This is a genomic window from Bifidobacterium mongoliense DSM 21395 (assembly GCF_000741285.1).
Taxonomy (GTDB): domain Bacteria; phylum Actinomycetota; class Actinomycetes; order Actinomycetales; family Bifidobacteriaceae; genus Bifidobacterium; species Bifidobacterium mongoliense.
In genome coordinates, this window is record NZ_JGZE01000021.1 from 18259 (window position 1) to 31749 (window position 13491).

A 13491-nucleotide genomic window follows, 5' to 3' on the forward strand; every position below is an offset into this window, starting at 1 on the left:
TATCGAACCGCACCGCGGGGGTGAGGTTCGATCAGATGAGGGTGATGGGCGAGGAGGCGACCGCGTCGGTGTCGATCGACCACAGGGCGTCGAGGAAGGCGCTCTGGAATGTTCCGGGCCCGTGGCATATCGCTTCGGCGCGTTCGGATGCCCGGTTGTAGATCAGGCTGGCCGTGAGGGCGGCCGTCAACGGGTCGCTGACCGCCAGATAACAGGCCAGCACGCCGCCCAGTGAGCAACCGGCGCCGGTGATTCTCGTCATCATGGGGCTGCCGCCGGCCAGGCGGTAGGTGTGCGTTCCGTCGGTCACGAGGTCAACCTCGCCCGACACGGCGACGGCGGCCCGGCCGTCGGGGGAGGCCTGCGAGAGGAAACGCGCCAACAGCGTCGCGGCCCCTGCGGCCGAATCCACATCGTCGTTCGACTCGACGCCGTCCGGGGTGCCGGTGATTCCGGCTCCCAGCTCCCACAGGTCGCACAGTGCCAGTACCTCCGAGGCGTTGGCCCGCACCACCGTCGGCGGTGTGGCGCGCAATGAGCGCAGGGTGGTGTTCCGCGTCTCGCCGATGCCGGCAGCCACCGGGTCGAGCACCCAGCGGTATGAGGCGTCGTGGAAGTCCTTGGCGACCTCGGCGATGTCCCCGGGGGAATGACGCTGCAGGGTGCCCATGTTCACATAGCCGGCGTGCGAGAGCGTCATCATCGTGCGCAGTTCTTCGGGGATGTAACTCATGGCCGCGCTGCCGCCCACGGCGAGCTGCGCGTTGGCCACCAGATTGATGGTGACGTAATTGGTTAGGGACGGGGCGAGTGGTTTGTCGTGGCGTGTGTCGTCTACCGCCTGGCCGATCCGGGCTCGCAATGCGCCTCCCGGCGCGGGATCATGGGAACCGGCATACGAATCATGCGGATTCGCCCGCCGCGACGCGGGCCTGGTGATGTGGTGACCGTGTATCGATGGATCGTCCATGATGCGCTCCCTACGCTGGTGTTGGCCAACAGGTTCGAAGGGTCAGGCGAATTGCCTATCTCAGCTCCGGCGGAGCACCCCTGCACTTACGCGACACACGATAAAAACGGCCATGGACAACCACGGCCAAGACCGTGCATCGCGTTCGACGGCCGGCCCTGCTCAGGGGTCCGGGCGCATGACGATGATCGTGGTGCCACGCACGCTGCGGCACACGGCGGGATGCATGATGGGACGCAAGCTGCTGCGCACGCCGGGGCCCATGGCAACGGGGTTGGCGCTGTCACCGTGTGGCACTAGACTCGCACGGGTTATTGAAGTCCCCAAAACCGTCAAACCAGAAGGTGCATTGTGGCTGTGTCCAAACTTGATGAAGTCGTCTCTCTCGCCAAACGCCGCGGATTCGTGTTCCCCGCCGGCGAGATTTACGGAGGAACCCGTTCCGCATGGGACTACGGTCCGCTGGGTGTCGCGCTGAAGGACAACATCAAGCGCGAATGGTGGCGCTCCATGGTCGTCACCCGCGGCGACGTCGTGGGGGTGGACACCTCCATCATCCTGCCGTCCGAAGTGTGGGTGGCCTCCGGTCATGTCAACGTCTTCAACGATCCTCTGATCGAATGCCTCAACTGCCATAAGCGCCAGCGCTCGGACAAACTCGAGGAGTCCTACGCCGAGAAGCACGGCGACGTCATGCCCGCGAACGGGCTCAAGGACATCGTCTGCCCGTTCTGTGGCACGCGCGGCAACTGGACCGAGCCCCGCGACTTCAACATGATGCTCAAGACCTCGCTCGGCCCGGTCGAGGACGAGCATTCGCTGCACTACCTGCGCCCGGAGACCGCCCAGGGCATCTTCGTGGACTTCAAGAACGTCATGACCTCCTCGCGGTCCAAGCCGCCGTTCGGCATCGCGAACATGGGCAAGTCCTTCCGCAATGAGATCACGCCCGGCAACTTCATCTTCCGCACCCGAGAGTTCGAGCAGATGGAGATGGAGTTCTTCGTCACGCCCGGCACCGACGAGGCCTGGCATCAGTACTGGATCGACACGCGCACCCGCTGGTACACCGATCTGGGCATCGATCCGCAGAACCTGCGCCACTACGAGCATCCCAAGGAGAAGCTCTCGCACTATTCCAAGCGCACGGTCGACATCGAGTACAAATTCGGCTTCCAGGGCTCCGATTGGGGCGAGCTCGAGGGCGTCGCGAACCGTACGGATTACGATCTGTCGGCCCACGCCGAGCATTCCGGCGAGGATTTGAGCTACTTCAACCAGGGAACCGGCGAGAAGTATGTTCCCTACGTCATCGAGCCGGCCGCTGGTCTGACCAGGTCGCTCATGGCCTTCCTCGTGGACGCGTACGACGTCGACGAGGCTCCGAACACGAAGGGCGGCGTCGACAAGCGCACCGTCCTGCGTCTCGATCCGCGCCTGGCCCCCGTCAAGGCCGCCGTCCTGCCGCTGAGCAAGAAGCCCGCGCTGCAGGGCATCGCCCATGATCTGGCCGCCGAGCTGCGTCAGCACGACTGGATGATCGACTACGACGAGTCCGGCGCCATCGGACGTCGCTACCGTCGTGAGGATGAGATCGGCACGCCACTGTGCGTGACCGTCGATTTCGACACCATCGACGACCATGCGGTGACCATCCGTTCGCGCGACACCATGCAGCAGGAGCGCGTGGCGCTCGACAAGGTCGCGGACTATGTGGCCGAACGCATCCAGGAGCGTCGTGTGCGCTACCCGGAGGGGCCGATCGAACTGGTCGGCACCGCGGCGGCCGATGGCGGCGTCGATGTGGCGAAGGAGTCCGGCGTGGACGAGAGCGCCCCGGTCAAGGTCGCCCAGGCCGGCGGACTGTACTGAGGGACGCCGAGGAGTTTTACGATGACCACCATGCAGACGCAGACGATTCGGTCGGTGGATAGGCCGGACGCCGCGGTGCCCGAGGGGCGGGGCTTGGATCCCCGGTCGCAGGCCGCGGAGGTACGGCGCGAGGAGCCGGGTGCGGTTCGACCTGTTCCCGCGATCGCGCCGATCGATCTGGGTCCCGTGCATGTGGCCACGCCGGTCGTGCTCTCGCCGATGGCGGGCGTCACGAACTGGCCGTTCCGCGTGCTGTGCGAATCGTACGGTCCCGACGGGCTGTACGTGGCCGAGATGATCACCGCACGCGCCTTGGTCGGCCGCAATCCCAAGGCGTTCCGTCTGTGTCGGTTCGCGCCGGGGGAGCGGGTGCGTTCCCTGCAGTTGTACGGGGTGAACCCCGCCATCGTCGAGCAGGCCGCGCAGATGGTCGTCGACGGTCATATGGCCGATCACGTCGATCTGAACTTCGGTTGCCCGGTGCCCAAGGTGACCCGCCGCGGCGGTGGATCGGCCATGCCGTGGAAACTCGATCTTTTCCGCGATCTCGTCTCCCGCGTGGTTGGTGTGTGCCGCCCGGCGGGCATACCGGTGACCGCTAAGATCCGCGTGGGCATCGACCACGACCATGAGACCTTCCTCGATGCGGGCCGCATTGCGCAGGATGCAGGCTGCGCGGCGGTGACGCTGCACGCCAGGACCACCGCGGAGTATTACGGTGGGCATTCCGACTGGGAACGCATCGCGCAACTGGTGGACGAACTCGATATCCCCGTGATCGGCAACGGCGACATCTGGGGGGCGCAGGATGCCCTGGAGATGGTGCGCGAGACGCATTGCGCCGGCGTCGCCATCGGCCGCGGGTGCCAGGGTCGTCCGTGGCTCTTCTCCGACATCAAGCACGCCTTCGCCGGGGACGACACGAGGCTGGACCCCGATTTGGGACAGGTCTCTCAGATCATCATGCGGCATGCGAGGATGCTGGTCGAGTTCTTCGACGGCGACGAGCGGATGGCCGTGCATGACATGCGCAAGCACATCGCCTGGTATCTCAAGGGATTCCCGGTCGGCGGGTCGACCCGCAAGGCCTTCATGGAATGCGAGGGGCTCGATGACATGCAGCGCGAGCTCAACCGGCTCGATCCCGAACTGCGTTTGCCCGAACGACTGCACGATGCGCCGCGTGGTCGTGTTCGCTATGCGAAAAAAGTTCATCTGCCTTACGGATGGCTCGATTCGCGTTCCACGACGCACGAACAGCGTGAGACGTTGTTCGGCGATGACCCGATGGATGCCGGGTACTGATCGTGTCGGTACGGGACCGTGATGTCGGGAAAACACGACGAAGGCGTGATACACGCCGGACGAAAACGACCATCAGGCCGTAATTCTGCGATAGAGTAAGCCGTAACCGTGAAATGACAGGAGACTATGGTGAGCGAGATTGCCCAGACTGACAATTTCAACGACAAGACCAATATCAAGGTAGTCGGTGTCGGTGGAGCCGGCGGCAATGCCGTCAATCGCATGATTGCCGAAGGTCTGCAGAACGTTGAATTCGTAGCGGTCAATACCGATGCGAAGGATTTGCTGAGATCCGATGCGGACGTCAAGATCTCCCTCAACGACCAGTCGAGCCGTGGTCTGGGCGCCGGAGCCGACCCCGAAAAGGGCGCCAAGGCGGCGCAGGACCATCAGTCCGACATCGAGGAGGCCGTCAAGGGCGCGGACATGGTGTTCGTCACCTGCGGCCAGGGTGGCGGCACCGGAACGGGTGCGAGCCCCATCGTGGCTCGGGCCGCTCATCAGCAGGGCGCCCTGACCATCGCCGTGGTCACCCGGCCGTTCTCCTTCGAGGGGCCCCAGCGTGCCTCGTCGGCGAAGCTCGGCATCGAGAACCTGCGCAAGGAAGTCGATGCGCTCATCGTCATTCCGAACGATCGCCTGCTTGAGCTCTCCGATCGCACGATCGGCATCGTCGATGCCTTCAAGACCGCCGACACCGCATTGCTCGCCGGCGTGCAGGGCATCACCGACCTCATCACGATGAACTCGTATATCCACGTCGACTTCCAGGACATCACCGCCGTGTTGCGCGGCGCGGGCACCGCGCTGTTCGGCATCGGCTCCGCCCGGGGCGAGGATCGTGCGACCCAGGCCGCCGAGATCGCCATCAGCTCGCCGTTGCTCGAGGAGAGCATCGAGGGGGCCCATGGCGCGCTGATCAACATCGCCGGACCGACCGACCTCAAATTGCAGGAGGCTTCGGCGGCCACCGAGCTGGTGCGCAAGGCCATCCATCCCGAAGCCCAGATCATTTGGGGTCTGGCTCTCGACGATGCCTACGGCGACGAAGTGCGGGTCACCGTCATCGCGGCAGGATTCGACGCCAATTCGAAGAAGACCGGTGCTGCGGACGCCCCCGTCGCCGATGCCGCTCCTGCGACGGCTGCCCCCGAAGCCAAGGAGGACGCCCCCGAGGTGGCCCCGTTGGTCCAGCCGGCCCCCGACTTCACGCCGGGCGCCGATGATGCGGCCTCGCAGTCGCTCGATGAGACCGGCGAGCACGAAGTGCTGCCGCCCAACGATCCAGGGGATCTCGACATTCCCGATTTCCTGCGTTGATGCGTCGCTGAGCGAAAGGAACTCCTATGGCAGGGTTTATGAAGAACGCGATGTCCTATCTGGGCATGTCCGATGTCGTCGACGAGGACGCGGAGATGGGCGATGAGGCGGGCGAGACGTCGACCTCGTTCGACTCCGACCACACGGTCACCCCGATGGCCGCCGCTTCGGGCAGCACCCCGTCGTCGAGCGCGCCTCGGGAATCGACGCCGTTCCCGAATCGCATCAGCCGGATCACCACCATTCATCCCAAGTCCTATGAGGACGCCCAACTCGTCGGGCGGGCGATACGTGACGGCGTTCCCGTCGTGCTGAACCTCACCGGGGTCTCGGAGGCCGTCGCCTATCGAATCGTCGACTTCTCCGCCGGCGTGGTCTTCGGCGTACGTGGGTCGATCGAGCGCGTCACGCCCCGGGTGTTCCTCCTGAGCCCCGCACAGGTCAACATCAAGATCGAGGAGCCGCCGGCCGCCGACAGCGCCCGCGACTTGTTCTCCTAAAGCCCATCGCCCGCACGGCTGATACTCTGGTCCCATGCTGCTTCTGATTCTCATGCGCGTCCTCGATTGGGCGATCAACGTCTATATCACCGTGCTGTTCATCCGTATGATTCTGGATTGGGTCGCCGTGCTGGCTCCGCGTTGGTATCCCCGCGGCATCGTCGTCGCCCTGATCAACGTCGTCTACCGGATCACCGATCCGCCGCTGCGTTGGCTGCGACGGTTCATCCCCCCGCTGCGCATGGGGCCGGTCGCCTTCGACCTGAGTTTCATCGTGCTGTATTTCGCCCTGATCATGCTCCAGGTCATCATCTGAAATCCGCTCCGCCGCGGACTTGACATGTGTCTCAGGCGTTCCCTGATGCATGAATGCGGCGGGTCCGTGCTAGCATCGAAGCTGATATGTACACATTGTGGCTTGATGCCCAAAGCGAGGTGTAAGATTTATGGCTCTGTTGACGCCTAAGGATATCAGGGAGCATACCTTCCAGACGGTCCGTTTCAAAGAGGGGTATGACGTCGATGAGGTCGACGATTTCCTCGACCAGGTAACCGAAACCGTCGAAGCTCTCGGCAAGCAGGCCGTGCAGGGCGGTGGCCAGGCCACCCAGTCCCTCGGGCCCGATGTCGCCAACCTCAACACCAAGATTTCGGATTTGAGCAAGCAGGTCCAGACGCTGCAGGGTGAGAACGAGACGTTGCGTTCCGCCGCCTCCACCAAGGAAGGCCAGGCCGCGCAGGTCGCCGCCTCCAAGCTCAGCGAGGCCGAGGAAAGCAACCGTGCGCTCTCCTCGCAGAACCAGCAGCTCAAGGATCAGATCGATCGCCTGTCCAAGCAGATCGACGAGCTCACCGCACAGGCCGCTTCCGCGGCAGGTAGCGAGGAGCTGGGCCAGAAGCTCACCGCCGCGCAGCATGAGCGTGATGAATTCCGCAGCAACAACGATGCGCTGAACCGTGAGGTCGCCGCCTACAAGGATCAGCTGGCCAAGTCCAAGCAGCAGATCGCCGCCACGCAGCAGCAGGTGGCTTCCCTCCAGCAGCAGGTCGGCAATGCCCAGCAGGCGTCGCAGCAGTTGCAGGAGACGACCCGTCAGCTCAAGGAGTCGCAGCAGCGCGAAGAGCAGCTGCGCGCCCAGGTGGCCAAGGTCGAGCCGAACACCGAGACCGGCAGCTTGCAGAAGATCGCCGGAGCAGCGGCGAGCGGTAACAGCGAACCCGAGCGCGCCACGGCGATGCTCACGTTGGCCATGCAGCTGCACGACCAGTATGTCGACAAGGGCAAGGCCAAGGCCCGCGAGATCACCGAAGCCAGCCAGAACAAGTACGAGGAGCTCGTCTCCCAGGCCAACGAGTATTCCAAGCGCACCCGCACCGAATCCGATGACTACTCCAAGCAGACCCGCAGCGAGGCCGACGCCTATTCCGACAAGACGCGCGCCCAGGCCGACGCCTACTCCGACAAGACCCGTTCGGACGCCGATGCCTACATGCAGAAGACGCATGCGGACGCCGATCAGTATTCGGTGAACACGCATCAGGATGCCGACGATTACCTGAAGACCAAGCACACCGAGGGCGATGCCTACGAGGCCGAGGTGCAGAAGCGCGCCAGCGAGTACGACACCAAGACCCGCACCGCCGCCGAGACCTATGCACAGCAGGTCCGCGACAACCTGGAGAAGCAGTCGAAGGTGATCGAGGGCAACATCAAGGGGCTCAAGCAGTTCGAGAACGAGTACCGTTCGAAGCTCACCGACTTCCTCGGTCAGCTGGTCAACCAGGTCTCCGACTCCGACAACTACGGCAAGATGGATCATCAGTCGAAGGACTGACGACCGAATCTGCAGCGTATGAACACCATGATTTCAGGACGGCCGCGCATTCGCGTGGCCGTCTTCGTATGTCTTGCGGCGTTGGCCTTGGCACTCGACCGCATCACCAAGATCTGGGCGCTCGGCGCCCTCGCCGACGCCAGAACGATCCGGATCATTCCGGGGTTGCTGTCGCTGACACTGATCCACAATCCGGGAGCATCGCTCGGTTTCGGATCGTCCATGACCTGGCTGATATCGGTCTTGGCCATCGCCGCCGCCGTGGTTCTGGTCGGCCTGGTCTGGCGCACCGACTCGATGCGGTGGACGATGGCCTTCGCCCTTGCGTTCGCCGGCGCGGTGGGTAACCTCATCGATCGGATCATCTACGCCCATGGTCTGCTCGATGGTCGCGTCGTCGACTTCCTCAACTACGGATGGTCGATCGGGAATGTCGCCGACATCTGGCTGGCCATCGCGGGCATCGCAATCGTGCTGCTCGTCATGGCGGGGGAGCCGTTGCGTCATCCCGCCGCCGGCCATGGGTCAGTGGACGGCGATACCCCGGCGAAGGACGTGGATCAGGCATGAGCCATGTCGTTCCCGCTCCCGACGCGCTCGTCGGTCGTCGTTTCGATGTCGCCGTGGCGAAGATGCTTGGCGTCTCACGCGCCCATGCGACGGAACTGATCGAGACCAGGCAGGCATCGATACTGGGCCGGCCCACGCATAAAGCATCCACGTTGTGCGCCGGGGACACGGTCGAATTCGATCTGGTCCGCCAACACCTCGTCCCCGAGCCCATCGCCGAGGATATGGCGGTGGTGTACGAGGACGACGACATCGTGGTCGTCGACAAACCGGTCGGCGTGGCGGCGCACGCCTCGGTGGGATGGACCGGCCCCACGGTGCTCGGCAGCCTGCTTGACCGCGGTGTGCACATCACCTCCTACGGCGCTCCGGGCCGACAGGGCATCGTCAGCCGGCTCGACGTCGGGACCAGCGGTCTCATGCTGGTGTGCAAGTCGGAGCGCGCGTATACCGAGATGCGTCGGCAGTTCGCCCAGCACGAGGTCGTGAAGACCTATCACGCGTTGGTGCAGGGGAACCTGCATGAGGACCGGGCCACGATCGACGCCCCGATCGGACGCGCGAAGGTCTCCGATTTCCGGTTCACCATCACCCCCGACGGCAAGCCCGCGGTCACCCACTGGGATGTGCTTGAGCGGTTCGGCGAGGCCACCCTGGTCTCCGTGAACCTCGAGACCGGGCGCACCCACCAGATACGCGTGCATTTCTCCTCCATCGGCCATCCGCTCGTCGGCGACGGCATGTACGGCGCCAATCCCGTACTCACCGCGCAGTGCGGGTTGACCAGGCAATGGCTGCATGCGATGCGCCTTGAATTCCGTCATCCCGGCACACACGTCTGGACGACCGTGTCATCCTCCTATCCCGCCGACCTCGCCGCGGCGCTCACGGTCATGCGGCAGCACGCCGATCGACGCGTCGGCGACTGAGCCCGAACTTTCGCGCACGGACCCGTGTGCTCAGCCCGGCCACAGCCTCAGCATGAGGGCGACGATCGTGGCCAACGCCAGCAGGACCGACGTCACCAGGCTGATCAAATGTTCGGTGCGCTTCACCGAAGACGTATCGGCGCTCGTGACCCGGGCGATCCCCACTGACCCCAGCACCAGTGCCGTCACGCCACCAATCGCCTGGATCGGCAATCCCACGAGCATCGCGATGAGCACCAGGGCGTCACTCGGATGGTATGCCCCACGCACCAGATGGAGATCCGCCCACCAGACGCCCATGGCGATGAGAGCCGAACACACGGCGATCGCCAGGGAGACGGCAGGCAGCGCACGCCACATGTGCGATCTGCCTGGTCGGTCTTCTCTCGATTGTGATGGCATGGCGAACCTCCCTTCCCTGGCCGTGGGGATATCGTCGCCGATGTGTCGTCGCCACGGTGTCATTTCCGGCCGTTGTGGTCGAAGGCATGGGGGTGATGCGATAGGCCCGGGCGTGTCGGCAACCGTCCGCCAACGGCACGCCGGGCCCGCCCATGAGCGGCGGCGATGACGCCTCGAAGTCAGATTCCGGCGCTATCGTGGTCCCCATGGCTTCTTCGGGAAACTTCGTACATCTGCATAACCACACGCATTATTCGCTGCTCGACGGCGCCTCGAAGATCCCCGAACTCGTGGCGCGCGTCAATGAACTCAACATGCCTGCCGTGGCCATCACGGATCACGGCAACATGCACGGCGTCTACGAGCTGTGGAGCGCCGCCGTCAAGGCCGACATCAAACCGATCATCGGCATCGAAGCCTATGTGACCCCCGAAACCGCGCGTCAGGACAAGACCCGCGTGCACTGGGGCAACGAATCGCAGCGTTCCGACGACGTGTCGGGCGGTGGCCTCATCACCCACCTGACCATGTGGGCCGAGAACGACACCGGCCTGGTGAATCTCATGAAGGCCTCGTCCGTGGCCAACCTCGAAGGCCGCGTGGCCCGATACCCCCGTATGGATTACGACGTGCTCTCCACCTATGCGAAGGGCGTCATCTGCTCGTCCGGATGCCCCTCGGGCATCATCCAGACCAGGCTCAGGCTCGGCCAGTTCGACGAAGCGCTGCGCGCGGCCGGACAGTTGCAGGACATCTTCGGCAAAGACAATTTCTTCGTAGAGCTCATGGATCACGGGCTGTCCATCGAGAAGCGCGTCACCGCGGACCTGCTGCGGATCGCCGAGCAACTCAACGCGCCGCTGTTGGCCACCAACGACTCGCACTACGTGCACGAGGAGGATCGCGGCTCGCAGGACGCCATGCTCTGCATCAACTCCGGCTCGAGACTGGACGACCCCGATCGCTTCCGGTTCGACGGCTCGGGATACTACATCAAATCCGCCGAGGAGATGCGCGCGCTGTTCAAGGAGCATCCGGAAGCCTGCGATAACACGCTGGAGATCGCCAGACGGTGCAACGTCATGTTCGACGACGGCGAGGACGGCGCCTTCATGCCCCAGTTCGCCTGCCCCGACGGCTGGGACGAGACCTCCCTGTTCCTCAAGAAGGTGGAGGAGGGCCTCGAGCGGCGCTACGAGGGCACGGTGCCGGACTATGTGCTCAAGCAGGCCGACTACGAATGCGGCGTGATCTGCCAGATGCAGTTCTGCGGCTACTTCCTCGTCGTCGCCGACTACATCAACTGGGCCAAGACCCACGGCGTGATGGTCGGACCGGGTCGAGGCTCGGCCGCAGGCTCCATGGTCGCCTACGCCATGGGCATCACCGAACTCGACCCGATCAAGCACGGGCTCATCTTCGAGCGCTTCCTCAACCCCGAGCGCGTCTCGCTGCCCGATATCGACGTCGACTTCGATCCGGAGGGCCGTGCGAAGGTCCTGGAATACGTCGGCGACAAGTACGGGCACGACAAGGTCGCGCAATGCGTCGTCTACGGCACCATCAAGACCAAGCAGGCCCTCAAGGATTCCGCCCGCATCATGGGCTACGAATTCTCGGTGGGCGAGAAGATCACCAAGGCGCTGCCGCCGAGCAAGAACGGCAAGGACGCCAGCCTCAAGGACATGTTCGACCCCAATTCCAAGCGGTACGCCGAGGCCCGGGAGTTCCGCGAGCTGTACGACTCCGATCCCGACGCCAAGCGCATCACCGAGGAGGCCAAGGGCATCGAGGGGCTGATCCGGCAGACGGGTGTCCACGCCTGCGCCACGATCATGGGTTCGGAGCCCATCACCGACACCTCGCCGCTGCTGGAACGCACCGACGGCACGATCACCACCACCCTCGAGTACCACACCTGCGAAACCCTGGGTCTGGTCAAGATGGATTTCCTCGGCCTGGCCAACCTCACGGTGATCCGGGACACGCTGCACAACATCGAGCGCAACGGCAAGAAGCCCATCGACTACACGAAGATCCCGCTGGACGACAAGGAGACCTACCAGATGCTGTCGCGCGGCGACACCCTGGGCGTCTTCCAGCTCGATTCCGATGGCATGCGCTCGCTGCTCCGGCAGCTCAGGCCCGATAACTTCAACGACATCTCGGCGCTCATCGCCCTGTACCGGCCCGGCCCCATGGATATGGACTCGCATATCAACTATGCGAAGCGCAAGAACGGCCTGCAGGAGATGACGCCGATCCATCCCGAGGTCGCCGAGCCCCTGGCCCCCGTCCTCAACGAGACCTACGGCCTCATCGTCTACCAGGAGCAGGTGCAGTCCGCTGCGCGCATCCTGGCCGGCTACTCGCTCGGCCGGGCCGACGTGCTGCGTCGAGCCATGGGCAAGAAGAAGCCCGAGGTGCTGGCCAAGGAGCAGGTCCCGTTCTTCGAGGGCATGAAGGCGCACGGGTACTCGCACGAGGCGGCCCAGTCGGTGTGGGACATCCTCGTGCCGTTCTCCGGCTACGCGTTCAACAAGGCGCATTCCGCCGCCTACGGCCTCATCTCGTATTGGACGGGCTATCTCAAGACCCATTACCCGGTCGAGTTCATGGCCGCCCTGCTGCAGAACGAGCGCAGCAACAAGGACAAGACCGCGCTCTACCTCGGCGAGGCGCGGCGCATGGGCATCCAGGTCCTGCAGCCCGACGTCAACGAATCGGTGCTGGAATACTCGGCTGTCGGCGACGTCGTCCGCTTCGGTCTGGGGGCGGTGCGCAACGTCGGAGACAAGGCCGTGGCCGATATCGTCAAGGAACGCTCGGGCGAACACGGCAAGTTCGTGAACTTCATGGACTTCATCCGGCGCGTGCCCCTGACTGCACTCAACCGTCGCCTGGTCGAGTCGCTCATCAAATCGGGCGCCTTCGATTCCATCGACCCGAACCGCCGCGCGCTGTACCAGATCCACGAGGCGGCCATCGATTCGGTCGTCAGCCTCAAACGCAAGCAGGCCGAGGGCCAGTTCGATCTGTTCGCCGACGTTGAGGATCCTGATGACGACCAGATGGGGGATGCTTCCGTAAGCGTGCCCGACATCGATGAATGGGACAAGAAAACCAAACTGAACTTCGAACGGGAGATGCTGGGGCTCTATGTCTCCGACCACCCGCTCAGCGGCATGACCTCCGTGCTCGCGGGGCTGCGCGAAATGTCGATCGCCCAGCTGCTCGACCGCGCCAAAACGATGGACGACCGACAGCAGGTCACGCTCGCCGGCCTCATCACCAACGTGGACCGACGGGTGTCGCGCAAGGGCAACCCCTGGGCGATCGTCACCATCGAGGACATGGAGAGCTCGGTGCAGTGCATGTTCTTCGGCAAGGTCTACACCGCCGCCGCGGAGAATCTGGCCGTCGATGAGATCGTGCAGATCCGCGGGCAGGTCGAGCTGCGTGAGGAGGACGTGAGCCTGCGCGCCACGGAACTGCAGGTGCCCACCTTGGAGGACGCGGACGAGCGTCCCGTCGTCATCGCCCTGCCGTTGGTGGCCCTGAACCGCGAACGTATGGCGGATCTGGGCAAGGTGCTCGGTGAACATCCCGGGTATTGCGAGGTCAAGCTCGCCGTGCTGGACGGTCAGGGCAACGCCCGCGTTCTCACGTTCGGCGACGGCTTCCGCGTCAAGCGGGACACGTCGTTGTTCGCCGAAATCAAGATCCTCTTCGGTCCCAGCTGTCTGCCGGCCTCCTGATCGGGTCACCGTGGCTGCGTGGCTTCGACA

Annotated in this window: 11 protein-coding genes and 1 riboswitch; of the genes, 9 read left to right on the forward strand and 2 right to left on the reverse strand. The window is 64.2% G+C overall.

What is annotated here, in order from left to right; genetic code table 11:
* Positions 1-31 precede the first annotated feature (31 nt).
* Positions 32-970 (reverse strand): hydroxyethylthiazole kinase, encoded by a 939-nt coding sequence (thiM, locus tag BMON_RS07480; protein WP_081882996.1) that lies wholly within the window; start codon positions 968-970, stop codon positions 32-34.
* Positions 961-1062: riboswitch (TPP riboswitch) on the reverse strand. Its footprint overlaps the gene before it by 10 nt.
* A 259-nt stretch (positions 1063-1321) precedes the next feature.
* On the opposite strand from thiM, the gene BMON_RS07485 reads away from it, so the two are divergent.
* The 8 genes from BMON_RS07485 (at position 1322) to BMON_RS07520 (ending at position 9301) form a co-directional block, all read left to right on the forward strand.
* Positions 1322-2842 (forward strand): glycine--tRNA ligase, encoded by a 1521-nt coding sequence (locus tag BMON_RS07485; protein WP_033513168.1) that lies wholly within the window; start codon positions 1322-1324, stop codon positions 2840-2842.
* A 30-nt stretch (positions 2843-2872) separates the two neighbouring features.
* Positions 2873-4147: a tRNA dihydrouridine synthase DusB gene (gene dusB, locus BMON_RS07490; RefSeq protein WP_152595798.1), complete on the forward strand. Its 1275-nt coding sequence runs from the start codon at positions 2873-2875 to the stop codon at positions 4145-4147.
* Positions 4148-4276: 129 nt separating this feature from the next.
* Positions 4277-5467, forward strand: a complete 1191-nt coding sequence (ftsZ, locus tag BMON_RS07495; RefSeq protein ID WP_123645149.1) for a cell division protein FtsZ — start codon at positions 4277-4279, stop codon at positions 5465-5467.
* A gap of 26 nt (positions 5468-5493) precedes the next feature.
* Positions 5494-5967 carry a cell division protein SepF gene (locus tag BMON_RS07500; protein ID WP_033513164.1) on the forward strand — a complete coding sequence of 158 codons (474 nt, stop codon included), beginning with the start codon at positions 5494-5496 and terminating at the stop codon, positions 5965-5967.
* Positions 5968-6001: 34 nt separating this feature from the next.
* The gene (locus BMON_RS07505) at positions 6002-6283 is read left to right on the forward strand and encodes a YggT family protein (RefSeq protein ID WP_033513162.1); all 282 of its coding nucleotides are present in this window, start codon (positions 6002-6004) and stop codon (positions 6281-6283) included.
* Between the two features lie 130 nt (positions 6284-6413).
* Complete coding sequence (locus BMON_RS07510; protein WP_033513160.1) at positions 6414-7802, forward strand: DivIVA domain-containing protein; 1389 nt, start codon at positions 6414-6416, stop codon at positions 7800-7802.
* Between the two features lie 27 nt (positions 7803-7829).
* A complete protein-coding gene (locus BMON_RS07515) occupies positions 7830-8372 on the forward strand; it encodes a signal peptidase II (RefSeq protein ID WP_081882998.1) in 543 nt (180 codons plus the stop codon).
* Positions 8369-9301 carry an RluA family pseudouridine synthase gene (locus BMON_RS07520; protein ID WP_033513158.1) on the forward strand — a complete coding sequence of 311 codons (933 nt, stop codon included), beginning with the start codon at positions 8369-8371 and terminating at the stop codon, positions 9299-9301. Before BMON_RS07515 ends, BMON_RS07520 begins: the two co-directional genes overlap by 4 nt.
* A gap of 30 nt (positions 9302-9331) precedes the next feature.
* On the opposite strand, the gene BMON_RS07525 is transcribed toward BMON_RS07520, so the two are convergent.
* Positions 9332-9661 carry a hypothetical protein gene (locus BMON_RS07525; protein ID WP_033513157.1) on the reverse strand — a complete coding sequence of 110 codons (330 nt, stop codon included), beginning with the start codon at positions 9659-9661 and terminating at the stop codon, positions 9332-9334.
* 248 nt (positions 9662-9909) lie between these two features.
* On the opposite strand from BMON_RS07525, the gene dnaE reads away from it, so the two are divergent.
* Complete coding sequence (gene dnaE, locus BMON_RS07530) at positions 9910-13461, forward strand: DNA polymerase III subunit alpha (RefSeq protein WP_033513252.1); 3552 nt, start codon at positions 9910-9912, stop codon at positions 13459-13461.
* The last annotated feature ends 30 nt before the right edge of the window (positions 13462-13491 follow it).